The organism is Microbulbifer sp. S227A (assembly GCF_049800935.1).
Window position 1 is genome coordinate 47,603 of record NZ_JBNAFZ010000015.1, and the last position, 23,972, is coordinate 71,574.

19 protein-coding genes are annotated in these 23,972 nt (G+C 57.2%); 9 read left to right on the forward strand and 10 right to left on the reverse strand.

Annotated features, from left to right (window positions below):
• Positions 1 to 150: 150 nt before the first annotated feature.
• The gene (locus ACP15R_RS23310) at positions 151 to 1,296 is read right to left on the reverse strand and encodes a beta-ketoacyl-ACP synthase III (protein WP_222231446.1); all 1,146 of its coding nucleotides are present in this window, start codon (positions 1,294 to 1,296) and stop codon (positions 151 to 153) included.
• Between the two features lie 209 nt (positions 1,297 to 1,505).
• A complete protein-coding gene (locus ACP15R_RS23315) occupies positions 1,506 to 2,240 on the reverse strand; it encodes a ComF family protein (protein ID WP_224868530.1) in 735 nt (244 codons plus the stop codon).
• Between the two features lie 217 nt (positions 2,241 to 2,457).
• Here ACP15R_RS23315 and bioB point away from each other — a divergent pair, with 217 nt between their 5' ends.
• From bioB to bioC, 3 genes are read left to right on the forward strand one after another with little or no spacing between them, the layout of a single operon-like run.
• The gene (gene bioB, locus ACP15R_RS23320; RefSeq protein ID WP_224868686.1) at positions 2,458 to 3,525 is read left to right on the forward strand and encodes a biotin synthase BioB; all 1,068 of its coding nucleotides are present in this window, start codon (positions 2,458 to 2,460) and stop codon (positions 3,523 to 3,525) included.
• A gap of 14 nt (positions 3,526 to 3,539) precedes the next feature.
• Positions 3,540 to 4,745 carry an 8-amino-7-oxononanoate synthase gene (gene bioF / locus ACP15R_RS23325; protein ID WP_224868531.1) on the forward strand — a complete coding sequence of 402 codons (1,206 nt, stop codon included), beginning with the start codon at positions 3,540 to 3,542 and terminating at the stop codon, positions 4,743 to 4,745.
• 8 nt (positions 4,746 to 4,753) lie between these two features.
• Positions 4,754 to 6,397 carry a malonyl-ACP O-methyltransferase BioC gene (gene bioC / locus ACP15R_RS23330; RefSeq protein WP_224868532.1) on the forward strand — a complete coding sequence of 548 codons (1,644 nt, stop codon included), beginning with the start codon at positions 4,754 to 4,756 and terminating at the stop codon, positions 6,395 to 6,397.
• A 20-nt stretch (positions 6,398 to 6,417) separates the two neighbouring features.
• On the opposite strand, the gene ACP15R_RS23335 is transcribed toward bioC, so the two are convergent.
• From ACP15R_RS23335 to ACP15R_RS23365, 7 genes are all read right to left on the reverse strand, one after another.
• A complete protein-coding gene (locus ACP15R_RS23335; protein ID WP_224868533.1) occupies positions 6,418 to 7,296 on the reverse strand; it encodes a cyclase family protein in 879 nt (292 codons plus the stop codon).
• A 420-nt stretch (positions 7,297 to 7,716) separates the two neighbouring features.
• On the reverse strand, positions 7,717 to 8,373 hold the full coding sequence (locus ACP15R_RS23340; RefSeq protein ID WP_224868534.1) for a DUF6515 family protein: 657 nt from the start codon (positions 8,371 to 8,373) through the stop codon (positions 7,717 to 7,719).
• A 102-nt stretch (positions 8,374 to 8,475) separates the two neighbouring features.
• A complete protein-coding gene (gene speB, locus ACP15R_RS23345; protein ID WP_224868535.1) occupies positions 8,476 to 9,354 on the reverse strand; it encodes an agmatinase in 879 nt (292 codons plus the stop codon).
• Between the two features lie 407 nt (positions 9,355 to 9,761).
• Positions 9,762 to 10,955: a carboxynorspermidine decarboxylase gene (nspC, locus tag ACP15R_RS23350; RefSeq protein ID WP_224868536.1), complete on the reverse strand. Its 1,194-nt coding sequence runs from the start codon at positions 10,953 to 10,955 to the stop codon at positions 9,762 to 9,764.
• 75 nt (positions 10,956 to 11,030) lie between these two features.
• Positions 11,031 to 12,230 carry a saccharopine dehydrogenase family protein gene (locus ACP15R_RS23355; protein WP_224868537.1) on the reverse strand — a complete coding sequence of 400 codons (1,200 nt, stop codon included), beginning with the start codon at positions 12,228 to 12,230 and terminating at the stop codon, positions 11,031 to 11,033.
• A gap of 38 nt (positions 12,231 to 12,268) precedes the next feature.
• Positions 12,269 to 14,191, reverse strand: coding sequence for a biosynthetic arginine decarboxylase (gene speA / locus ACP15R_RS23360; protein ID WP_224868538.1), 1,923 nt, complete (start codon positions 14,189 to 14,191; stop codon positions 12,269 to 12,271).
• A 299-nt stretch (positions 14,192 to 14,490) separates the two neighbouring features.
• On the reverse strand, positions 14,491 to 15,288 hold the full coding sequence (locus ACP15R_RS23365; protein WP_224868539.1) for a DUF6515 family protein: 798 nt from the start codon (positions 15,286 to 15,288) through the stop codon (positions 14,491 to 14,493).
• A gap of 226 nt (positions 15,289 to 15,514) precedes the next feature.
• On the opposite strand from ACP15R_RS23365, the gene panC reads away from it, so the two are divergent.
• The 4 genes from panC (at position 15,515) to ACP15R_RS23385 (ending at position 19,807) form a co-directional block, all read left to right on the forward strand.
• The gene (panC, locus tag ACP15R_RS23370) at positions 15,515 to 16,363 is read left to right on the forward strand and encodes a pantoate--beta-alanine ligase (protein ID WP_224868540.1); all 849 of its coding nucleotides are present in this window, start codon (positions 15,515 to 15,517) and stop codon (positions 16,361 to 16,363) included.
• 16 nt (positions 16,364 to 16,379) lie between these two features.
• The gene (gene panD / locus ACP15R_RS23375) at positions 16,380 to 16,769 is read left to right on the forward strand and encodes an aspartate 1-decarboxylase (protein WP_224868541.1); all 390 of its coding nucleotides are present in this window, start codon (positions 16,380 to 16,382) and stop codon (positions 16,767 to 16,769) included.
• A gap of 243 nt (positions 16,770 to 17,012) precedes the next feature.
• The gene (locus ACP15R_RS23380) at positions 17,013 to 18,878 is read left to right on the forward strand and encodes a bifunctional acetyl-CoA hydrolase/transferase family protein/GNAT family N-acetyltransferase (RefSeq protein ID WP_224868542.1); all 1,866 of its coding nucleotides are present in this window, start codon (positions 17,013 to 17,015) and stop codon (positions 18,876 to 18,878) included.
• Positions 18,879 to 18,880: 2 nt separating this feature from the next.
• Positions 18,881 to 19,807, forward strand: coding sequence for a histone deacetylase family protein (locus ACP15R_RS23385; RefSeq protein ID WP_224868543.1), 927 nt, complete (start codon positions 18,881 to 18,883; stop codon positions 19,805 to 19,807).
• A 190-nt stretch (positions 19,808 to 19,997) separates the two neighbouring features.
• Here the strand turns inward: ACP15R_RS23385 and ACP15R_RS23390 are convergent, their stop codons facing one another.
• Complete coding sequence (locus ACP15R_RS23390) at positions 19,998 to 20,351, reverse strand: cupin domain-containing protein (protein ID WP_224868544.1); 354 nt, start codon at positions 20,349 to 20,351, stop codon at positions 19,998 to 20,000.
• 312 nt (positions 20,352 to 20,663) lie between these two features.
• Here ACP15R_RS23390 and acs point away from each other — a divergent pair, with 312 nt between their 5' ends.
• Together acs and ACP15R_RS23400 are read left to right on the forward strand one after the other, a co-directional pair.
• On the forward strand, positions 20,664 to 22,601 hold the full coding sequence (acs, locus tag ACP15R_RS23395) for an acetate--CoA ligase (RefSeq protein ID WP_224868545.1): 1,938 nt from the start codon (positions 20,664 to 20,666) through the stop codon (positions 22,599 to 22,601).
• Between the two features lie 373 nt (positions 22,602 to 22,974).
• The gene (locus tag ACP15R_RS23400) at positions 22,975 to 23,826 is read left to right on the forward strand and encodes a universal stress protein (RefSeq protein WP_224868546.1); all 852 of its coding nucleotides are present in this window, start codon (positions 22,975 to 22,977) and stop codon (positions 23,824 to 23,826) included.
• Positions 23,827 to 23,972 lie beyond the last annotated feature (146 nt).

Below are 23,972 nucleotides of genomic sequence, written 5' to 3' on the forward strand. Positions count from 1 at the left end.
CGTGCCAATAACAGCCCGGATGCACAACAAGCGTGCGTTGAAAAATACACAAAAGCGAGGGGAGGGAAGGAGAAGGAGGGCTCTAAGCCTCTCCGCTCATCGACATGCGGAGAGGCTCATAGATCGCCACATTAAGTGACGAGACAAAAATCAAACGGCAATTTTCTCCAGCGCCAGGCTGCCGATAGAGTAGCCAGCACCGAAGGAACAAATCACCCCTTTGCTGCCAACCGGCAAATCGTCGTTATGCAAATTGAACGCGATGATGGAACCCGCACAGCCGGTATTCGCGTACTGGTCCAATACGATAGGTGCGCGCTCAGGGGAGGCGTCGTTGCCCATCAGCTTTTTCGCAATCAATAAATTCATATTGATGTTTGCCTGATGCAGCCACCAGCGATTGACCTCATTCGGTTCGAAACCCAGCTCTTGCACCTGGCTTTCCAGATGTGCGGCGGCCATCGGACAGACTTCCTTGAACACCTTGCGCCCGTTCTGGCGGAACAGCTTGCCCTCGCCAAACGGATCCACATCCGCGGCGCGTGCGGTGTAACTGAAGTTTGAGCGAATATTGTTGGAGAAAACGGTTTTGGCTTTGGTGCCGAGAATTTCCCAGGCACTGTCGGTATTGCAGCTCTCCTTGCGCTCCACCACGGTGGCCACCGCCACATCGCCGAAAATAAAGTGGCTGTCGCGATCGGAAAAGTCGATCTGCGGTGACGCCAGCTCCGGGTTAATTACCAGTACGGATTTGGCAGAACCGGAACTGATCGCATCCACCGCGCGCTGCAGGGCGAAGGTGGCGGAAGAGCAGGCCACTTCCATATCGAAGGCAAAGCCGTCGATACCCAGCGCAGACTGGATTTCGATGGAGATCGCCGGATAGGCGCGTTGCAGATAAGACGCACCCACAATCACCGCATCAATGTCTTCCGGTTTCTTGTTGGCCTTTTCCAGCGCCAGCTTTGCCGCGTTCAAACCCATCTCCGCCTGCAGGCACAGCTCGTCATCGGCGCGCTCCGGCAGGTACGGGCGCATACGGTTCGGATCGAGGATGCCCTCTTTGCTGATCACGTAGCGGTTCTTGATACCGGACGCTTTCTCGATGAACTCTGCGGAAGAAAAAGACTTGGCTTTTACCTGGCCGGATTCGATGGCATCGGCATGTTCGCGATTGAATTTTTCCGCGTGGGCATTCAGCGCCACCACCAGCTCTTCGTTGCTGATGGCCTCAGGCGGTGTCCACAGACCGGTACCGCTGATCACGATGCCGCGAGGTAGTTGGAATTCACTCATGTTTCTCGGTCCCATCATCCTGTGCATCGCACCCGCATAGCCCTGCTAGTGAAGGGGCAATTACGAGCACGCTCTAGTTATAACGTTAGCAGCCGGTGGTTTTTTGCGCAGCGGCGGCGAAAGGGCGACTATTTTGGCGCCTAGAGTCACATTGGTCTATGAATGGATGCGCGAGTCTGGCGGGTCATTGAGGGGGGATTGGCTGACTATCAGGGGGTTCTGGCCAGAGCGTAAACACTGACGCGCGATGCGCCTGCTGCGAGGAGTGACTGGGCCGCCGCCTCCTGGGTGGCACCGGTGGTAATGACATCGTCCACCAGGCCCACATGCAGGTCTTTTACCTGCGGCCCGGCGGCAAAACTGTGGGCGAGATTCTTGCGTCGCTGGGCGCGTGAAAGTGTTTGCTGGCTATCGCTGGCGGCAACTTTACGCAGTGCGTCTGGTGCCACTGGCAGGCGCCAGTAGTCGGCGAAGATATCGGCGATCAGCCGCGCCTGGTTGTAGCCCCGGCCGAATAATTGCTTGCGCCAGTGCATGGGAATCGGCACCAGTATGTCGATGCGGGGGGGCTGTTGTACGTGCGGGTGGAGCGCCTGTGCCGCGAGTTCGGCGAGCGTGCGCCCGGCGGCAAAGTCCCGCTGGTATTTGAAACGCTGCACCAGCTGTGCGATCGGGTAGGCATAGGCCCAGCAGGCGACGCTGCTGGCCTGGGGTGGCGGGCGTTGAATGCAGGTGGCGCAGTAGCGGTCGAAGTGCCGGTCCTGCGTTTCTGCCAGCGGCAGCGCACAGCCTATACAGGCGTGGCCCAGCGAAGGCAGATCGCACTGGCACGATGCGCAGACTCCGGCCTGCACTTCGTCACCGCTGCCGCACAACAGGCAGCGGGCAAAGTGCTTATCGAGGGGGCGGGTGAGTACTTGACCCAGTAATCGCAATAGCGGCACCGCAATCCTCCCTGACTGCAGACTTGTAAACCAGAATGGGTTCTGTTGGTTGACAGCGATAGGGCCACCGCTACACTGACAGCCTTTCGCGCACGATTTACCTGTAAAAACCAAGAACAATGTGGCTCGGAGCCCTGTCCCGCAGCCGATCGACGGCGAACCCCCTATGGAGTTTCGTCGTCTGAGGAGAGTAATCCCAGTGACCGCCAATCTGCAAATGTCTTCCGCCTCGTCTACTTACGGCGAAATTCGCCACGACTGGAGTCGCCAGCAGGTGCTCGACCTGTTCGCGCTGCCGTTCAACGATCTGCTGTTTACCGCGCAGATGGTGCACCGACAGCACTTTGATGCCAACCGGGTTCAGGTAAGCACCCTGTGTTCGATCAAAACCGGTGCCTGCCCGGAAGACTGCAGCTACTGCCCACAAAGCGCCCGTTACGACACCGGCCTTGAGCGCGAAAAGCTGATGAAGGTGGAGAAGGTGCTGGAAGAGGCGCGCGCAGCCAAGGCCAGTGGCGCGACCCGCTTCTGCATGGGCGCCGCGTGGCGCTCACCGAAGAACAAAGACATGCCCTATGTCACCAAGATGGTGCAGGAAGTGAAGGCCCTGGGCATGGAAACCTGCATGACCCTGGGTATGCTGAGCGATGAGCAGGCCAAGGGTTTGGCCGAAGCGGGCCTGGATTACTACAACCACAACCTGGATACCTCGCCGGAATACTACGGCGACATCATTACCACCCGCACCTACGAAGACCGTCTGAATACCCTGGCGAATGTACGTGCGGCGGGTATGAAGGTGTGCGCCGGTGGCATTATCGGCCTGGGTGAAGAGGAAAAAGACCGCGCCGGCCTGCTGATGCAACTGGCCAACCTGTCCGAGCACCCCGAGTCGGTGCCGATTAATATGCTGGTAAAAGTTGCCGGCACGCCGCTGGAAAACAACAAAGATCTGGATCCGTTTGAGTTTATCCGCTGTATCGCAGTGGCGCGCATCATGATGCCGAAGTCCCATGTGCGCCTGTCCGCCGGTCGCGAATCCATGAACGACGAGATGCAGTCCCTCGCCTTCCTCGCCGGTGCCAATTCGATTTTCTACGGCGAAAAACTGCTGACTACTGGCAACCCGGAAGCCAACGAGGACATGCAATTGTTCAAGCGCCTGGGCATCAAGCCAGAGGAATACCAGCAGTACGAGGATGAGTCCGCAGTGGAAGCCGAGCTGCAGGCAAAAATTTCCGAACAGGAATCCGACCCCTTCTTCTACGACGCCGCCAAGGCGTAAGTTCAGTTATTGCTGTGACCGCTGTGGTAAATAGCCTGCAGGACTTTCTCGATGCGCGCCTGGCAGAACGCCGGGCGCAGCAGCTGTACCGCAAGCACAAAGTTCTCGCGGCTGCGCCGGGCCCTGTGGCCGAGGTGGATGGCCGTACCCTGGTTACCTTCAGCAGCAATGATTATCTCGGTCTCGCCACCCATCCCGATGTGATTGCAGCGCAGCAGCACGGTGCCGCGCTGGGTGCCGGGGCCACCGCCTCGCATCTGGTCAATGGCCACTTCGATATCCACCAGCAACTGCAAAACAAGATTGCCGAAGTCACCGGCCGCGAAGCAGCACTGCTCTTCGGCAGCGGCTATATGGCCAACGTTGGTGTTATCAATGCGCTGGTTGGCCGCGGCGATTTTGTGGTGCAGGACAAACTCAATCACGCCTCGCTGATTGATGGCGGGCGCATCTCCGGCGCCCAGTACCTGCGCTTTGCCCACAATGATCTGGAGGCTTTGGAAGTTCAGCTGCGCCGTGCGCGGGAAAAAAACAGCGGAAAAATTCTGCTCGCCGTGGATGGCGTGTACAGCATGGACGGCGACTCCGCACCGCTCGCGCAGATGGCCGCGCTGTGTCAGCGCTACGACGCCTGGTTGATGGTGGATGAAGCCCACGGCTTTGGCGTGATGGGAAGCGCTGAGAATCCCAGCGCCGGCAGTGCCGTCGCCGCCGGGCTGGACCAGCACAGTGCGCCCATCCTCATGGGTACCCTCGGCAAAGCGGCTGGCAATGCGGGTGCCTTTGTCGCAGGCTCAAAAGCGCTGATCGAATACCTTACCCAATTTGCCCGCACCTATATCTACACCACCGGCATGCCGCCGGCAGTGGCTGCCGGGTGCCTGCGCGCGCTCGAGCTGATGCAGCAACAGCCGTTGCGCGAGACCTTGCAGCAGCGCATTGATTATTTCCGCGAGCGCGCCGCGACGCTGCAGTTGCCACTGGAAAACTCCACCAGTGCCATTCAGCCGCTGGTGCTCGGCTGTGAGCAAACCGTGCTCGCCGTCGCCGGACGATTACAGGAAGCGGGCTTTCTGGTGGGCGCCATTCGTCCACCCACGGTACCTGCGGGCACCGCGCGTTTGCGCATCACCCTGTCCGCTGCACACAGCGAGGCGCAGATCGATGGCCTGCTGCAGGCACTGGTGCAGGCGCTGCGCGCGGTGGAGGTGCCGGTGTGACTCGTTCAATGGGCGAAATTAAAAGTCTGGCGCTGATTCATGGTTGGGGCGGCGACTCCCGTTGCTGGCAGCCGTTGCTGGCGCAGTGGCAATCCGTTGCCGGCACTTTCAATGGCCCCTTCGATGGCCCCTTTAATGGCCACATTGTCACCGTGGATTTGCCGGGCTTTGGTGCGCGTACTAACGAGCCCTGGCCGCAAACCGAAACCCTGCTTGCCGAACTGGAAGCGCAGTTGCCGGAAGATTGTCTGCTACTGGGCTGGTCCCTGGGTGGGATGCTCGCGGTGCAGCTTGCCGAACGCAGCAAGCGAGTTGGAAGTAACAAAGTGCGGGCACTGGTGACCATCGGTGCCAACGGGCGCTTTGTCGCCAGCGATGGTTGGCCGGCGGCTATGCCGGAAACGGTGTTCACAGATTTCTGTCGCGCCCAGCGTGAGGCGCCGGCAAAAAATATGCAGCGTTTTGCCGGCCTGCAGGCGCGCGGTGATTCCGAGATGCGCGGCTTGCTGAAAACGCTAAAGGCCGAGGTGCCCGCAGCGGTTCCACAAAGCTGGTCGCAGGCCCTCGAATGCCTTGGTAGCCTGGATAACCGCAAGCTGTTGTCTGCTCCTGTGGTGCCAACGCTACACCTGTTTGGTGAAGGTGATGCATTGGTACCTGTACAGGCTGCGAGTGCGTTGGAAGTGTTGGGTGCGTCGTGCAAGGTGATCCCGCAATCCGGGCACTGCCCGCACCTGAGCCGTCCCGCGCAAGTCGCGGAGATCATTCGCGACTTTGTCGGTAATTCACTTGGTAACTCTATTTCTAGCGCTGTTTCTAACTCTGCCGCACCGCTGGAAAAGACTTCCGTGGCGCGGGCCTTTGGCCGTGCGGCAGCGAGTTATGACGCCGCCGCCCACCTGCAGCGCGCGGTCTGTCGTGAGCTGCTTAGCCGCGCCCCGGAGCACCGCGTACCAAGACGCATTCTCGATCTGGGCAGTGGCACTGGTTACGGCAGCGAGCTGCTGCGCAAACGTTTCCCCGATGCGGAAATTATTGCGCTGGATATCGCCCCGCAGATGCTACAGTTTGCCCGCGCACACCGTCCCGTAAGCAATGCGTATGTGGCGGCGGATGCAGAACAGCTGCCGCTGGCAGACGGTTGTATCGATCTGGTCTTTTCCAGCTTTGCCTTGCAGTGGTGTTACCGGTTGCCGCAGTTGTTTGCGGAAATACGCCGGGTGTTGGCGCCCGCTGGAGACGTATTAATTTCCACGCTGCTACCGGGGACGCTCAGTGAGCTGGAAGTTAGTTGGGCGGCGGTGGATGACGCGGTACATGTGAATCGTTTCCTGCCCGAGAGTGACTGGCACAGTGCCTGTGTGGCCAATCACCTGCAAACAACCACCGCGGTCGAGCAGCGTGTATTGCATTTTGATGATGTGAAATCGCTGATGCGGGAATTGAAGAGCATTGGTGCCCACAATGTGAATCGTGAAGCGGGCAAGGGGCTGCTGAGTCGGGCGAAATTGCGCAAGCTAACCGAAGCCTATGAGAGCGAACGCACCGACGTGGGACTGCCTGCGACCTATGAGGTGTTGTATTTACAGTTAGCGCATTCAGCCGCTGCCGCTTCAGCCCTCGATGCTCTTGATGCCCTCGCGCCGGGTTAAGCGTCGGCGCAATTGCTCTGCTAATCCTCCGGAATAAATCCCACCACGCGTGTAGGCCCACCGCTGCCACCGCGGATTTTCATCGGTAATGCAATCAGGGTGAAGCCTTTCTCCGGTAGCGCCTGCAGGTTGGTTACGTTTTCCAGTGCGGGAACATTCCGCTTGAATAATTCGCGGTGCGCCTTGAATAGTTTCGACGCGCCATAGTCGATACTCGGCGTGTCCAGCCCTACCGCTTTTATACCGCGCTCGTCTGCCAGAAATATCGCCGCCTCGGGAGATAGCCCGGGAAAATTCAGTTTATCCACGGCCGCTTTACCGCGCTCTGCGGTACCCAGGTACTTCACCGGGTCTGGCCAGTACTGTGCACTGCCGGTATCAAATAACACGATCGTGTCTTTCTCGATCTTGCCGTGCTGCTGTTCCCAGCGTTCTATGTCGGCAACGCTAATCAGATAGTTCCTATTGGCGCCTTTGCCCGCTTGCGGAATCTGCCCGGCGACCCGAATTACCACTGCGGGCCCGATTAGTTGCTGCAGGGGTATCTGGTCCACGCTTTGCTGGCCGCGACCGAAATGCACCGGGGCATCCACATGGGTGCCGCCGTGTTCGGCTGCCGCCAGGTTATACGCGGAATAGTAATACCCCTTGTCGGTTTCCCCGGCGAACACCGTGTCTTTGTGAAATTTGTCGGCAGTGGGCCAGTAGAGGGTGTCATCGGCAAAGTCGTGGGACAGGTCGACCCAGCGGCCCTTGGGGAATCCATCTGCGAGCGCGAAGCTCGCCCAGCAAAGCGCCACAACCACAGTGAGATGGCAAACACTCGGCCAGAAAAGGCGCCAGACAAGGTGACAGATGCGGTTCCATGAAGCGGCGAAAAGCGGGAGCCGGTTGCGCAATGTTCTCTCCGTTTGTTGTCATTTTTCGTGCGGGCGTTAAGTCCGCGCCGGGCTACGCAGATAGTGGTGTGTCGCTGTCCGAGGTAGTCGTGCACACCACAGCCTTTGAAAGCCTATACCAAAGCGCCGAGTCTGCCAGTGGGACAGGCTCGCGGTAGCTGTTGCAGCGCAAACGGCTGAAGCGGTTATGTGAGTTTGATTACCGGCTCGAGTGCTGCGTGCCTGCAGCAACGGAAGAATTTGGCTAATTTCGTCTGCCGGTATTCCACCGGGACGGGTTTGCAGGTGTGGTCGATCTGAAGACGGCTTGGGATGCGGGACGTTTGTCTGGATTCTACAAGACCCTCGCCGACTTCGCCCGCTATCTCGGGCGCGCCTGCGAGGGCCTGTAAACCAATGTGGTGTTTGTGTCGTTGGGGATCACACCTGCACGACGACATAGACCTCACGGCCATCGCGCTGGGTCGGCATAAAGTAGTGGCCGCCGTAGCGATAGTACTGGATGCCGTTGATCACTTCGGCGGTATAACCAACCGGCAGCTCGCTGACTACCTGACCCGGCGAGTAGGCCTGCTGGGTTACACCCACTACCGGGGCCGCTGCCACGGTAGTGACCGGTGCCGGCACCACCACGTAGCGATTCATTTGTGGGCGCCATTGGTAGTAGGAAGCGCCGTACTGGTAATACGTCAGTCCGCCGATTTGCACGCGCACCGCACTGCCGGGCAGGGTGAGTACCGCTGCGCCCAGCGGCGCGTTGACCACCACAAAGCCGGTTGGTGCCGGGCGGTAGTAGTAACCGCCGGAGTAGTAATAGGGCACTCCGCCCACTGCCAGGTTCACGTAACCCGCGGGCAGTACCGGAACCGTTACCCCAATACTGATACGCGGCCCGCGATAACGGGGGCCCCAGTAGCCGCGCCCGTAGACCGGACGGTAACGTGGACCATAGGCTGGAAGGTGGCCGTGGTGATGACCGCGGTGCCCAGGATGAGCCTCCGCAGGTGCGGCAAATGCAAAGGAAAGCAGTGCCGCAAGGCCTACTCCCAGCAAGAGGTATTTAGCCGCTTTTTTCATGAATTCCCCCGCGAGCGAGTACTTACTATCTGTGCAAATAATAACCGCATTTGGGGGCGCTTTCTAGCGAGGGACGGCGCGTCACCGTTAAGAATTGTCAGTTCAGCTGGCGTTCAGGTTGCGCTGTATTATGCCCATTAGCTTGTACAGCAACTGCGCCGCACCGAATTCGTAGGCGTGGAAACCGCGGATGGGCGCGAACTCCAGCAGGTCGAAGCCGATGATCTCGCGCTGCCTGGCCACGGATTCAAACAGGTTCAGAGTCTGGTACCAGCCGAGACCACCCGGTACCGGGGTGCCGGTGGAGGGGAAGACCGATGGGTCCATCCCGTCGATATCCAGGGTGAAGAACACCTTGCTGGGAAAGTCCTGTGGCAGCTCGATGGACTGGATCTGGGTAGGCACCAGTTCGTGTGCGTCCATGTAGCCGACGCCGTACTGTTTACGCGCCTCGATTTCCTCTTCGCAATAAGCGCGGATACCCAGTTGATACAGCGGAATGCCCGCCTCACATACCAGGCGCATCACACTGGCGTGACTGTGCTTGTGGCCTTCGTATCGGTCCCGCAGGTCGGCGTGTGCATCGATCTGCACGACACCGAAGTCTTTGATGCCCGCGTCCAGATAGCCCTTGATGATGCCCCAGGTGACCGAGTGTTCGCCGCCGATCCCCACGGGCATTTTACCGAGTCGCAAGATTTCGCTGGTGGCACTGGCAATATTCTCCATCACCCCCTCGGCGGGGCCGCTCACGTCCACCGCTTTGCGCGTGTAGATCCCAAGATCACAAGGGGAGGAAAAATTGTCGAAGGTCTCGAGCTGGTGGGATGCTTCAATAATTGCCGCCGGTCCTTTACCGGTCCCGCCTCCGTAGGAGACGGTCTCCTCGTAGGGGATCGGTAGGATATGGAACAGTGCCTCTTCGGGTTTGGGCTGTTCGATTTCGGAGCCGAGGAAAATGTTTGGATCATCTTGGTGCATGAGATTTTGCCTAGTGATTCTAGGTTTCGCAGTTCCAGATTGAGAGGCCCACTAGGACCTTCTGTGGCGGCCAAGCGTTGGGGATCTATTTTCAAAACCGCTGTGAACCCATCCCTGGGCGCTGCGGCGGCGCCGTCCATGGCGCCGACGCTTTTGAAAATAGATCCCCAACACTTGGCCTTCGCATTACAGCTAAATACTTCGTAACTCAAAAAAATTATTGGCACTGAGGTTAAAGCTGAAGGGATAGTGCCAGGTACAGGTTTTTGGGAGCGTCGCAAACAGGATGTTTGCGCCGCAGCGCCCAGGGATGGGTTCACAGGGGGGCGCCTAGCCCGGTCCCAAAAACCTGTACCTGGTGCTATACCGCCACGGGCTTCGGGGCGAAGTAATCTCAAGCCGGTAATTCACGACAGGCGCCCTTTAAAATCCTCATAACCAAACTCTTTGACCATCCGGAGTTCATCCGTATCCGAATTCCACAGTGCAATCGAAGGCAGCGGAATTCCATTAAACGTGTTGGTTTTGACCATGGTGTAATACGCCATCTCTTCAAACACCAAACGGTCGCCGACATTCAACGGCTCGGCAAAGCTGTATTCACCAATTCGATCCCCCGCGAGGCAGCTCTGCCCGCCCAGCAAATAAGCGTGAGGTAACTCCTGGGGTAAGCTGGCACCGGTAATTTCCGGGCGGTAGGGCATTTCGATCACGTCGGGCATATGGCAGGTCGCGGACACATCCAGAATCGCCTGATTTTTGCCATTCCAGGTTAGATCGATCACTTCGCCGACCAGCACGCCACAGAACAGGGCCACCGCCTCGCCGGGTTCGAGATAGACCTGCACATTGTGCTTTTGCGAGAAGCCCTTAACCGCGTGGATTAACGCCTCAACCTGATAATCCCGCCGAGTGATATGGTGGCCGCCGCCAAAGTTGATCCATTCCATTTGCGGCAGCAGATCGCCAAATTTTTCTTCCACCGCTGCAATGGTACGTTGCAGAGGTTCGAAGTCCTGTTCACACAAGGTGTGGAAGTGCAGGCCGCTGATACCAGAGAGGTCTTCATTTTCAAATAGCGAGCGCACGATGCCGAGACGTGAGCAGGGCGCGCAGGGATCGTAAATCGGCGTGTGGCCTTCGGAATGCTCGGGATTGATGCGCAGTCCAAAGCGCAACTCGGGCCGTTCCTTCTGTGCCGCAAGGCACATGGGCTTGTAGCGCTGCCACTGGGAAAACGAGTTGAAGATAACGTGGTGCGCAAACTCCAGGATTTCTTCCAGCTCCTGCTGTTTGTAGCCTGCGCTGAAGACATGCACTTCCTTGCCAAGATCCTTGCCGCCGTATTCCTCGAAGCCCAGTCTTGCCTCGTTGATGCCACTGGCGCAGGTGCCGGACAGGTATTCGACAACGATATGCCCGACGCTGAACATGGAGAAGGCTTTGAGTGCGGCGAGTACCTTGGCACCGCTACGCTGCTGCACATCGGCCAGCACTTCAAGGTTATCGCGCAGGGCGATTTCGTCGACCACAAAGCAGGGGGTGGGTACCCGGCTGGGGTCGAACTCGCCAAAATAGTCTCTACGGGGTGTCAGATCCATAAATCAATTCTGCCGCTGGAGTGCGAAAGCCCCGGGCTACGCGAAGGCGCGCCCGGGATGTAAGCGGTATTGGAATTACAGGAACGGCTTGTCAAGCCAGGTTTCCTGCCACGGCAAGCCGTATTTATTCAGGTCATGCATAAACGGATCCGGATCCAGCTGTTCCATATTCCACACGCCGGGCTTCATCCACTTGCCTTCCATCATCATCTTCGCGCCGATCATGGCCGGTACGCCGGTGGTGTAGGAAATCGCCTGGGACTTAACTTCCTTATACGCTTCCTGATGGTCGCAAATGTTGTAGACGTAGTAGATTTTGTCATCACCACCACCCTGCGGGGTGCCCTTGATGATGTTGCCAATACAGGTCTTGCCCTTAGTCAGTGGGCCCAGGCTTGCCGGGTCCGGCAGCAGCGCCTTCAGGAATTGGATGGGTATGATTTGCTGGCCCTGGAACTCTACCGGCTCAATGCTGGTCATGCCGACGTTCTGCAACACTTCCAGATGCTTCAGGTAACTGGCACCGAAGGTCATCCAGAAGCGTGCGCGCTCGATTTCCGGGTAGTGCGTGGACAGGGACTCCAGTTCTTCGTGGTACAGCAGATACAGGTCTTTCTCACCGATGCCCTCGGGGAATTCAAACACCCGCTTTTCTTCCATGGGTTTGGTGGTTACCCATTTGCCATCTTCCCAGTAGCGGCCATTCGCGGTGATCTCACGAATATTGATTTCAGGGTTGAAGTTGGTGGCAAACGGCAGGCCGTGGTCGCCGGCGTTACAGTCGAGAATATCCAGGGTCTTGATGCGATCAAAGTGGTGTTTTTTCGCATAGGCGGTAAATACGCTGGTGACACCCGGGTCGAAGCCGCTGCCGAGCAGTGCCATCAGGCCGGCTTTTTCAAAACGGTCCTGATAGGCCCACTGCCACTTGTATTCGAACTTGGCCTCTTCTGGTGGTTCGTAGTTGGCCGTATCCAGATAGTGCACGCCGGTTTCCAGGCAGGCATCCATGATGTGCAGATCCTGATAAGGAAGCGCCACATTGATGACCATGTCTGGCTTCACTTTTTCAATCAGCGCGACCATTTCACCAACGTTATCCGCATCCACCTCCGCGGTGTCGATTTTGCGCGGCAACATTTCAGCGATTTTGTCGCACTTGGATTTGGTGCGGCTGGCGAGGGTGATGTTCTCGAAGACTTCTTCTACCTGGGCGCACTTGTGCGCGACTACCTGGCCGACGCCACCGGCGCCGACAATCAGAACGTTGGCCATTTCTTTCTCCCTGTTCCGGATAGTGGGGAAACCAAAAGTTACTTCTCGAAGTAGGTATAGCCGCTCATACTCGCGGTATACGTATGTAAGATGTCTTTGCGCTGCTGTGGGCTAATGCGCTTTTCTTTCACCGCGCGCTCCGCCAGCTTGCGAAAACGCTCGAACAAATCCTGCGGTGAGTACTCCACGTAACTCAGCACATCGGCAATGCTGTCACCCTGAATTTCACGGCTGTAATCCACATGCCCATCTTCGTCAATCCGTACACTGACCACATTCGTGTCACCGAACAGGTTGTGCAGATCGCCGAGAGTCTCCTGGTAGGCACCCACCAGAAAAGTGCCGAGAATATATTCCTCGCCTTCGTTCAGTGGGTGCAGTGGTAGCGTTTTGCGTTCGCCCTGGCGATCGATAAAACGATCGATCTTGCCGTCACAGTCGCAGGTGATATCTGCGATGATTGCCGAGCGTGTCGGTGCCTCGTCCAGACGGTGCACGGGCACCAGTGGAAACAGTTGATCAATCGCCCAGATATCCGGCAGGGACTGGAACACGCTCATGTTGGCGTAATAGATGTCGGACAGTACTTCCGGTAGTGCCTCCAAGTCAGCCGGGATATGCTCGACTTCATCGAGTAGCTTGCGAATTTTTTGTGCGCACTGCAGAAACAGGTTTTCCGCCAGCGCGCGGTCGCGCAGGCTCACCTGACCATGTAAGTAAAGTGCGCGGATCTCGTCGCGATAGTAGAGCCCGTCGTTGTAGCTTTCCTGCAGGTTTTCCTGCGCTACGCTCTCCAGTGCTTCCTGCAGGTTCTTCAGCATTGGATGCGCATCGCTGCCGATACGGTCGTCTTCCAGCTCGATGGGCTCGAAGCTGGTGGTATCCAGAATGTTGAACAATAAGACGGATGAGTAGGCGACGGTTGCGCGCCCGGATTCGGTAATGATGACCGGATGGGTAACGCCCTCGCTGTCGAGGGTCTCCATAATGGCTTCCACCACATCCACACAGTACTCATCCAGAGAGTAGTTTTTGGAGTGGGTGTAGTTGGTCTTGGAGCCATCGTAGTCCACCGCCAGGCCGCCGCCGAGGTCCAGGTAACCCATGGCCGCACCCTCTTCCACCAGGTCCGCATAGTAGCGACAGGCTTCCAGCACACCGGTGCGAATGTCGCGGATATTGGGTACCTGCGAACCGAGGTGGTAGTGCAGCAACCGCAGGCAGTGCAGCATGTTGTGATCACGCAGTCTGTCGACCATCGCGATGAGGTCGTTACTACCGAGGCCGAAAATACTGCGGTCACCGCTGGTGGCGTTCCAGTAGCCGCCGACTTTACTTGCCAGTTTTACCCGCACGCCAATGTTGGGCTCGACCTGCTCGCGCTCGGCGCAGCGAATGATGGTGTCCACTTCCGATGGTGTCTCCACCACGAAAAACACCTGTACCCCGAGGCGCTGTGCCTGCAAGCCCAGGTTGATGAATTCCTCATCCTTGTAACCATTACACACGATGAGCGCATCGGTATTGTCGAGGATCGAAAGTGCGGCAATGAGCTCCGCCTTGCTGCCCGCTTCAAGCCCGTGCCCGAAAGAGCGCCCAGCCTTGGCGATTTCCTCGATCACCTGGCACTGCTGGTTGACCTTGATGGGAAAAACGCCGCGGAACACATTGTTGTAACCACAGCTGTCGATCGCGCTGCGGAAAGAATTGTTGATGCGTGCGATTTGCGCGTCGAGCAGGTTTTCAAAACGCACCAGCAGCGGCATGCCCAGCCCGCGCTCGGTGGCACCGTGGGCAATATCCAACAGCGATACCGCGTGCAGTTCACCGGCGTCATTTTTTACTTCAACCGTGATTTCACCGCGCTGGTTCAGGTTGAAGTAATCGGCACCCCAGTTGCGGATACCGTAGAGTTCTGCGGAGTCTTCGCAGGTCCAGTTTTCAATCTGTTGTTGCTTCATGGCGCCTGTTAAATTTTGGCAAATATTGGATGGAACCCGGTGCCGGTTTCGGGGCGCGAATCTTGGGGTTTGGTTGTGTGGAAATCAATAAGAAATGAAAAGAAATTGCGGATAAATCCACAAGGTTAAAACTAAATTTTTATTCGGTTTTTTATTCGTTTTTTGTATATCGCCAAACATTTGTTTATGGCGCAACGGGTTTAGGCGAAAGTCTTAAATAATTTATAAATAAAAAAGGCGACTCGTGAGAGTCGCCTGGGGAAGTAACCGAATAAATATTCGGTTGTTGGGGTTGGAATTCAGAGGAAGCCCGGGTTGGCGACCACCACATAACCGTGTCGGTGGTGGTCCCACTGGTAGTAGGTGTCGTAGGCGACAAAGTAGTTCAGGCCATTAAAGCTGACACTGAATGCCGTACCCGGCAAGGAGCGAACAAAGGCACCTACCGGGGCCTCGGCCACCACGTAGCCGGCACCGTAGGGACGGTAAAAAATACCGTCGCTGAAGTAGTAGCCCAGGCCGCCAAAACTCAGGCTGACATAGGATGTCGGCAAACGCTGCCAGCGGTAGCCGTAACCAAAGTGGGCCGGGCGCCAGCGATGCTCGTGCGGGCGGTAATAAGGCCGATGGTGCGGGCGGTGATGCGGCTTGTAGTGTGGCTTGTGACGCGGCTTATAGTGCCCGCGGTAGTCCACATACTTGTAGTCCTTGTAGTCCTTGTAGTCCTTGTAGTCCTTGCGCTCGTGCTTGTGTGCCTTGCGCTCGTGCTTGTGTGCCTTGCGTTCATGTTTGCGCGCCTGGCGTTCGTGCTTGCGTGCCTGATGTTCATGCCTATCCGCCTTGCGCTCGTGTTTACGCGCTTCTTGCTTGTGATAGTGCTTTTTGTCTTGGTGGTGATCGTGGCGACGGTTCTCCTCGTCACGCCGTTTGTCGGCGATGTCACGCACCCTGTTGCCGTGTCGCACCTGGTGGTCGCGCTGCTGCATGTGCTTGCGGCCGTGGTCGTTGCGGTGGTGGCGGTCGTCCCGGTCGGCCAGCGCGGGCGCTGTGGTCAGCAGCAAGCTGGCGGTGGCAACGGCAGTGATCAGTGTTTTCATGGTCGTTCTCCTCAGCCATGCGTGTGGCTGACTCTGTGGCCTTATGTAAAGGCTTCTCGATAACGTGGGGACCAGTGTGCCCCCTGTACACTGAATCTTTCCTGAACCGGCTGCAGAAACTCCCTGTGATGGCAAAAACCGAATGTGACCAATGCTTCCCGATTTGTTCGGTGTCCCCGCGGAAGGTAAGATGCCGCGCAACTAACCACTTGGCGGAACCCCGGCAATGCAAGTTTTTCACCACGTGGCCAGCCTGCGCGAGGCGCTGGCGGAGGCCCGTCGCGATGGCAAGACCATCGGATTCGTGCCCACCATGGGCAACCTGCACGATGCGCACATCGAACTGGTCAATCTGGCCCGCAAGCAGTGTGATGTTGTGGTGGTGTCGATCTTCGTTAATCGCCTGCAATTTGGACTCAATGAAGACTGGGATACCTACCCGCGAACCATGCAGGCGGACATGGCCAAGCTGCGCGCGGCCAACTGTGATTACCTGTTCCACCCGGATGAAGCCGAAATCTACCCCAATGGGATGGACGAGCAGACCAAAGTCATCTGCCCGGCTATGACCGATGTGCTGTGCGGCGCGAGCCGTCCGGGGCACTTTGAAGGCGTGACCACGGTGGTGGCGAAGCTGTTCAACATCGTGCAGCCAAAAAAGGCGGTGTTCGGTATCAAGGATTTCCAACAGCTGGCGGTGATCCGCCGTATGGTGGAGGACCTGTGTATTCCGGTGGAGATTGTTGCGGCACCGGTGCACCGTGAAGACGATGGTCTGGCGATGAGCTCGCGCAATGGTTATCTGAGTGAGGAGGAGCGTCCGCGTGTGGCGATCCTCAACCGGTCGCTGAACTGGGTGAGCGATGAGATCAAATCTGGTCGCAAGGATTTTGCGGCGTTGGAAGATGAGGCGCGGGCGAAAATCGAGCAGGCGGGTTTTAAGGTGGATTACTTTTCCATCTGCAACAGCAAGGATCTGCAGCCGGCGGCCCACGACGATAGCGAGATCACAATTCTCGGCGCCATGTACACCAGCGGTGCGCGCTTGATCGACAATGTTTCCGTGAGTGTGTGAAGTCAGGAGTTCGTTGATGCAAATTGAGATGTTGAAAGGCAAGCTGCATATGGCGGCGGTTACCCAGGCGGAACTCTGGTATGACGGTTCCTGTGCGATCGATGAAGATCTGGTTGAGCTCGCGGGGCTGCGCGAGTTTGAAAAAATCGATATCTACAATGTTTCCAACGGCGAGCGCTTTCACACCTATGTGATTCTGGCGGAGCGGGGTTCCGGCATTATTTCGATGAATGGTGCTGCAGCGCGCCGCGTGCAGGTCGGCGATCGTATTATTATTGCCGCCTATGCACAGATGTCTGAGGCTGAGGCCGACGCTTTCAAACCCAAGCTTGTTTATCTGGATGAGCAGAATCGGGTTGAGCGTAGTACCAATACTATTCCTGTGCAGATGTCGGAACCCGCATAAAAGCTGGGGGTTCTTTTTCCGGTCCTGTGGCGGCTGAGCGCCGGGTGCAGGTTTTCAGGAGCGTCGCAAACAGGATGTTTGCGCCGCAGCGCCCAGGGACGGGTTCACAGCGGTTCTGAAAACCTGTACCCGGTGCTTGGCCGCCACCGTGGTCTTTAACTGGATCCCGTGAGCTTCGCTTGTGACCACTAAACCACCCGCCTACCATACCTCCAAACTCAAGGTAGGATTCCACTCATCTCTATGTCGTCTCTGACAAATCCCAAAACCAGCGAACCCGTCGCTTGGGATCAGCTGCTAAAAAGTGGCTGCCGTATCTTCGTTGGTTCCCATGCCGCTGTTCCCGATGCATTAATGGCTGATCTGATCGCCAATAGTCAGGGGTTGAATGACATCGAAGTCACGCAGGTATTTACGCTTTCAGATAATGTCTGGGCAGAACGGAAACACGCTGAGTTGTTTACCATCAACGCCCTTTATATCGGTGGTACCGCGGTGCGCAATGCGGTCGCCGAAGGGCGCGCGGACTATACGCCCACCTTTCTCTCGGAAGTACCAAAGCTGTTTAGCGATCATGTACTACCGCTGGATGCCGCACTGATTATGGTAAGCCCGCCGGATGAACTGGGTTACTGTTCGCTCGGTGTGAGTGTGGATGTAGTGTCATCCGCAGTAAAGCATGCCACCACGGTGATCGCCCAGATTAATCCGAGCATGCCGCGTACCTGTGGCCACACATTTATTCATCGCGACCAGATACATGCCTGGATGATCGAAGATGCTCCAATCCCGGAATCCCCACCGCCGGAAATGGATCAGGCGGTGGAGCAGATCGGACAGTATGTTTCCCTGTTGGTAGAGAATGGGGCCACGTTGCAGATTGGTATGGGCAAGATCCACGATGCGGTGTTGCGTTACCTGGGCAATCACAAAGACCTCGGTGTGCATTCGGAAATGATTTCCGACGGCATTGCCCGGTTGATGAAAAGCGGGGTGATCAATAACCGCAAAAAGACCTTCCACAAAGGCAAAACCATAACCGCCTACTGCATGGGATCGCGCGAACTCTATGACTTTGTCGATGGCAATCCCCACGTCGAGCTGTATCCCGCCGAGCACGTGAGCTCGCCGGTAAAAATTGCGCGCAACGACAAGATGGTGGCGATCAACAGCGCTATCGAAGTGGATCTCACCGGGCAGGTAGTGTCGGACTCGATTGGTCGTCTGCTGTATAGCGGTATTGGCGGCCAGGTGGATTTTATTCGTGGCGCCGCACTGAGTAAGGGTGGCAAACCCATTATCGCCTTGCCATCCACGGCGCGGGACAAAGACGGCAAACTGGTGTCCCGCATTGTTGCTTCCCTCACCCCGGGCAGTGGTGTGGTCACCTCGCGCGCCCATGTGCACTATGTGGTAACCGAATACGGTATCGCCTCCCTGCGCGGTAAAAGTGTGCGCGAGCGTACCCTGGAAATGATCCGTATTGCACACCCGGAATTCCGGCGGGAGCTGCTGGAAAAAGTACGTGAGTTTTACTGGGTGCCGGAATACCAGGAGCAGGCGCCCACCACGGTGCCGGAGCTGGGCCCGGTGGACCAGAAACAGTACACTTTTGACGGCGTGCGCTATACGTTGCGCCCACTGCGCCCGTCGGATGAGCGGCGCTTACAGGAGTTCTTTTACACCCACAATAAAGAAACCTTGATGATGCGTTACAACCACCATGTGACGCAGATGTCCCGGGAAAAGTCCTGCAGCTTGGTGAGCGTCGACCAGGGGTGTGACCTGGCACTGTGCTTTACCGATTTTGATGGTGAAGGCGAAGTGATTCAGGGGGTGGGGCGCTACTACTATTACCCGGCAGATAACAGCTGCGAGGTGGCATTCGTGATCAAGGAGAGCCGCCGCGGTAAGGGTATTGCCACCACCCTGCTGAAAGAGATGGAAAAGGTTGCGCGGGCGCGTGGTATTGCGAAAATGTTTGCCTGTGTACGCCGCGATAACAAGCCCATGCTCAAGATATTTGAAGCGAACGGCTTCACCACCCGACCCGGCGACTCCATGGATGAGCTCTATCTGGAACTGATACTGTCTGGGAACAAGGACTGACTATGCCCGCCGTTGGATTCTTCTCTGACCCCACCTGCCATAAACACGATATGGGCGACGACCACCCCGAGTGCCCCGCGCGTCTGGACACTATTCAGGATCAGTTGCTGAGTAGCGGTATTGAATACGTGCTGCGCTTTTTCGATGCTCCACAGGCCACACGCGAACAAATCGAGCGGGTGCACACGCCGGAATATGTGGAATCGATTTTCGCACGTGCGCCCAGCGAAGGCTTTGAAGTCCTCGACGAAGACACCCGCATGAATCCCCATACACTGATTGCTGCATTACATGCAGCCGGCAGCGGCGTGGACGCGGTGGAACGTATTATGCGCGGCGAGATCAACTCAGGGTTCTGTGCCGTACGCCCACCGGGCCATCACGCCGAGCGTGACAAGGCCATGGGCTTCTGCCTGTTTAACAATATTGCGATTGCTGCCGAGCACGCGCGAACACAGCATGGTCTCAAACGCGTCGCCATCCTCGATTTCGATGTGCACCACGGCAATGGTACCGAAGACTTTGCCGCCGGCCGCGATGGCTACCTGTTCTGCTCCAGCTTCCAGTCGCCGTACTACCCGTTTTCTGGCACCGGAGAATTGCCGGCTAATATCATCAACTCTCCGTTGGAAGCGGGCGCAGGTGGTGACGCACTGCGCGAGATCGTCGCAAAGCAGTGGCTGCCGGCCCTGGAAAAGTTCCAGCCACAGATGTTGTTTATCTCGGCTGGATTTGACGGGCATGTTGAAGACGCCATGGCGCAACTGCGCTTCAAGGAAGACGACTATCTGTGGGTAACCGAGAGGCTGCGGGAGTACGCAGACGAGAACTGTGAAGGGCGGATTGTTTCCGCGCTGGAAGGTGGTTATGCGTTATCTGCACTGGGGCGTAGCGTTGTAGCTCACCTCAAGGGATTAATTGGTGGTTAGGGCGATGTTATGTGTGTAGATGCGAAGGGGCTGTGGTGGGTATGGTTTTTCAGGAGCGTCGGCAACATGGATGTTGCCGACGCAGCGCACAGGGATGTATTCACAGGGGGGGCGCCCAGCGCGGTCCTGAAAAACCATACCCACTACAGGGCCGCCACTAAGTTCGCTAGTGGTAGCCCCTCAGGCCGAGTTACTCTTCATAAATCGCATAAAACTTCTTAACCGAACCAATGGTTTCCCAGGTTCCTTCAAATCCGGCCGGAATACAGAACGCATCCCCGGTGGTAACCCGCTCGCTGTCCCCTTCGGCATCGGTAATGATTGCCTCACCATCAATGATGTAGCAGAACTCGTCCTCACTGTAAGTAAGTGACCACTTGCCGGTATCGGAAGACCAGATACCACAGAAGAAATTTTCCTTCTTGTTGGTGAAAAAGTGCTCGGTCCACTGCTGCGGGTTCCCCGTTAGCACCTTCTCAGGTGCCACCACCCCGGACTCTCTCTCCACCTTACCTTCTGCAACGCGCATCAACTTCGCGGTCATATCTACCTCCGGCAATATAAAAATGTGATCACTTTTCTTGTCGACTCATTTTGCCTGTTTGCGACAAAAAAGGCACGGGATTCCAGCTGCAAGGTGGGAAAGCGTGAAGACGTCAGGCTATGATGGTACGACAGGATCATTGACAGCGTTGTCATAAGGCCGCCGCCAGTGGTATAACTTATCGGGATAGCAGTGACACGAAATACGCCGGGCAGCGCGATGACCGGGCGTAGCGCTGCGATGCCTGCAGCTAACAGGCCTCAATGAATGGGGCCATGCAGCATCCCGATAATACTAATAAGGGAGAAAACGATGTCTGAAGTGCACACTTACCCGGTGCCCGAAACCTTTGCCGCCAACACCCTCGTAACCAACGACGACTACCAGCGCATGTACCACCAGTCCGTTGAGGGTCCGCAGGCGTTCTGGTCCCAGCAGGCCAACGATTTCCTGCAGTGGAGCAAGCCGTTCACCAAGGTGGTTGAGGAAGACCTGACCAAGGGGCACGCGGCCTGGTTTGCCGATGGTGAACTGAATGTTTCCGTCAATTGTATCGACCGCCATCTGCCAACTCGCGCGGCACAAACCGCATTGATCTGGGAAGGGGATGATCCGGCCGATAGCAAAAACATCACCTATCAGGAGCTGCACGACAACGTAGGGCGCCTGGCGAACCTGCTCAAGGCGCGCGGCGTCAATAAGGGCGATCGCGTGTGTATTTACATGCCGATGATTCCGGAAGCGGCCTATGCCATGCTCGCCTGTACCCGCATTGGTGCGGTGCACTCGGTAGTGTTTGGCGGTTTCTCGCCCGACTCCCTGAAAGACCGAATCCTCGATTCCGATTGCCGGCTGGTGATCACCGCCGACGAAGGCGTACGCGGCGGCCGCAAGGTGCCGCTCAAAGCGAATGTGGATAAGGCCCTGGCCAGCTGCCCGGACGTACATACCGCAGTCGTGGTTAAACGCACCGGCGCCAATGTCGATTGGGACAGCAAGCGCGATATCTGGTACGCGGAATCCGTGGCCGAGCAGAGCACTGACTGCGCCCCCGAACCGATGAACGCGGAAGACCCGCTGTTTATCCTGTACACCTCCGGCTCTACCGGTAAGCCCAAGGGCGTACTGCACACCACCGCCGGCTACCTGCTGGCCTCCACCATGACGTTCAAGTACACCTTCGATTACAAAGAAGGCGACGTCTTCTGGTGTACCGCCGACGTGGGCTGGATTACCGGCCACAGCTACATCGTTTACGGCCCGCTGTGTGCCGGCGCCATCTCACTGATGTTTGAAGGCGTACCGACGTACCCGGATGCCTCCCGCTGCTGGCAGGTTGTGGAAAAACACAAGGTAAATACCTTCTATACCGCACCCACCGCGATTCGCGCACTAATGGGCGCCGGCGATGATTTCGTTACCAAGTGCGACCGCAGCTCGCTGAAACTGCTGGGCACCGTGGGTGAACCCATCAACCCCGAAGCCTGGGAGTGGTACCACAATGTGGTCGGCGAAAATCGCTGCCCGATTGTGGATACCTGGTGGCAGACCGAAACCGGCGCGCACATGATTACCCCACTGCCCGGTGCCACCGCGATGAAACCCGGTTCCGCGACACGCCCGTGCTTCGGCGTACAGCCGGCGCTGCTGGACGAGAAAGGCCAGGAAATTGACGGTGAAGGTGAGGGTGCGTTGGTCATGAAAGCCAGCTGGCCGAGCATGATCCGTAGCGTATACGGCGATCACCAGCGCATGATCGACACCTATTTCTCTACCTTCCCCGGCTACTACTTCACCGGCGACGGCGCGCGCCGCGATGCCGATGGCTACTACTGGATTACCGGCCGCATCGACGATGTACTGAATGTCTCCGGCCACCGTCTGGGCACCGCGGAGATCGAAAGTGCGATCGTACTGCACGAAGATACTGCCGAGGCTGCGGTGGTGGGTTATCCACACGACATCAAGGGCCAGGGCATATACTGCTATGTGACCCTGAAAAATGGCCGCGAGCCCTCTGAGGAATTGCGCAAGGAACTGATCAACCTGTGTGTGCAGGAGATCGGTCCTATCGCCAAGCCCGACATCATCCAGTGGGCCCCGGGCCTGCCGAAAACCCGCTCTGGCAAAATCATGCGCCGTATTTTGCGCAAGATCGCCTGCAACGAGCTGGATTCTCTGGGTGACACCTCCACGCTTGCCGATCCTTCTGTGGTGGATGAGCTGGTGGATCATCGCGCGAACAAGTAATTACTTTCCTCCGTCCCTGGACGTTCTATTGGGCGTCCGGTGGGGGAAAACCCGCCCCCACCACTTTCCCTTCCATTCTCGCTGCCACGTACAAGTTTTATCGAGTCACATGTGAAATATATTCGCTAAATGCGAAGGTGGAGTGCCGGGTATCGTTTTTCGAAAGCGTCGGCGACAGGGATGTCGCCGACGCAGCGTACAGGGACGTATTCACAGCGGTTTCGAAAAGCGATACCCGGTGCTTCACCGCCAGAGGGCGCCAACAGTGCGAGCCCCGAGCTGGGTCGTCTTGCTCTGAGCCAAGACAAAATCGACATCCGGTGATTTAATGAATTAAAGGATTTGAATATTTCCCTGTAGCAACGGAGGCCACATGCAGAATATTCTCGTCATCCTCGACAAGCCCAAGCATGAACAGATAGCCCTGGAGCGGGCACTGGAGTTGGCGGAAAAGTCGGGCGCGAAGCTGCATCTGGTGAGCTTTGTTTACGAGCCTGTGGTCTCCATTCCGCTGCTGTCCGGTTCCGTGCTGAACGTCAGCGACCAGATTCAAAATGAGCGCAAGAAATGGCTGCAAGAACTGCAGAGCGAGCATCCACTTCCTGCAGGCTCCACCGCCGAAGTCATCTGGCACCACGATATTCCCTACTGGACCCTCGACTACCTCGCCGCCAATGACTGCGACCTGGTGGTAAAAACTGCGCAAAAACAATTTGGTCGTGGCGGCTTTGGCTCCATTGACTGGCGCATGATTGAGTCGGTTCCCGCGCCACTGTGGCTCGCAGTGAGTACCCACTGGGTGAAGCGCGATCGCATCGTTGGCGCACTGGATCCCGCTATCGATAACCCCCTGCATGTGGAGTTAAACCAGCGTGTGCTCGCCGTGGGTGGTAAATTGAGCACGCTGTTAGGGGCCGATCTGGAAGCTGTCGCCTGTGTGCCCAAGGTCGATGAAGTAGCCGATTTAGATGCGTTCCGCGAGCAGGCCGGAGCCCTGTTGCAAGCAATCGATACGGTTATCGCCGACAGCGGGGTAGAATGTGCAAAGACACACTTTGTTACCGGCAAGCCCGCGGCCGAGGTAAACCGCGTGGTAGACCGCAATAAAGCGCGCGCAATTCTCGTGGGACGCGGTGTGCGCAAGGGGCCAAAAGGCTTCTTGCTGGGCAATACCGCCGAGCGTATCCTCGGCCGTGCAAACACAGATGTACTGATTGTTCCCTGACAATTCTCGCTCCCGTATCCAGTGGCACCGCCCAGGAGCCTGACGATAAAGTTGTATTCATCGCATGGTTTTGCGGCACTAAAACTGTCCATGCTTTACATGGTAAGCTGGCTCAGCACGCGCCGTAATCGACCCATCTAATGAAG

Coding starts and splice junctions, on each gene's coding strand:
- ACP15R_RS23365 (WP_224868539.1), bottom strand. CDS start 15,288: ATGAAAACACTGATCACTGCCGTTGCCACCGCCAGCTTGCTGCTGACC.
- speA (WP_224868538.1), bottom strand. CDS start 14,191: ATGAAGCAACAACAGATTGAAAACTGGACCTGCGAAGACTCCGCAGAA.
- bioC (WP_224868532.1), top strand. CDS start 4,754: ATGGGCGAAATTAAAAGTCTGGCGCTGATTCATGGTTGGGGCGGCGAC.
- ACP15R_RS23380 (WP_224868542.1), top strand. CDS start 17,013: ATGTCGTCTCTGACAAATCCCAAAACCAGCGAACCCGTCGCTTGGGAT.
- ACP15R_RS23390 (WP_224868544.1), bottom strand. CDS start 20,351: ATGACCGCGAAGTTGATGCGCGTTGCAGAAGGTAAGGTGGAGAGAGAG.
- ACP15R_RS23400 (WP_224868546.1), top strand. CDS start 22,975: ATGCAGAATATTCTCGTCATCCTCGACAAGCCCAAGCATGAACAGATA.
- acs (WP_224868545.1), top strand. CDS start 20,664: ATGTCTGAAGTGCACACTTACCCGGTGCCCGAAACCTTTGCCGCCAAC.
- panD (WP_224868541.1), top strand. CDS start 16,380: ATGCAAATTGAGATGTTGAAAGGCAAGCTGCATATGGCGGCGGTTACC.
- ACP15R_RS23355 (WP_224868537.1), bottom strand. CDS start 12,230: ATGGCCAACGTTCTGATTGTCGGCGCCGGTGGCGTCGGCCAGGTAGTC.
- ACP15R_RS23340 (WP_224868534.1), bottom strand. CDS start 8,373: ATGAAAAAAGCGGCTAAATACCTCTTGCTGGGAGTAGGCCTTGCGGCA.
- speB (WP_224868535.1), bottom strand. CDS start 9,354: ATGCACCAAGATGATCCAAACATTTTCCTCGGCTCCGAAATCGAACAG.
- ACP15R_RS23310 (WP_222231446.1), bottom strand. CDS start 1,296: ATGAGTGAATTCCAACTACCTCGCGGCATCGTGATCAGCGGTACCGGT.
- ACP15R_RS23385 (WP_224868543.1), top strand. CDS start 18,881: ATGCCCGCCGTTGGATTCTTCTCTGACCCCACCTGCCATAAACACGAT.
- bioB (WP_224868686.1), top strand. CDS start 2,458: ATGTCTTCCGCCTCGTCTACTTACGGCGAAATTCGCCACGACTGGAGT.
- nspC (WP_224868536.1), bottom strand. CDS start 10,955: ATGGATCTGACACCCCGTAGAGACTATTTTGGCGAGTTCGACCCCAGC.
- panC (WP_224868540.1), top strand. CDS start 15,515: ATGCAAGTTTTTCACCACGTGGCCAGCCTGCGCGAGGCGCTGGCGGAG.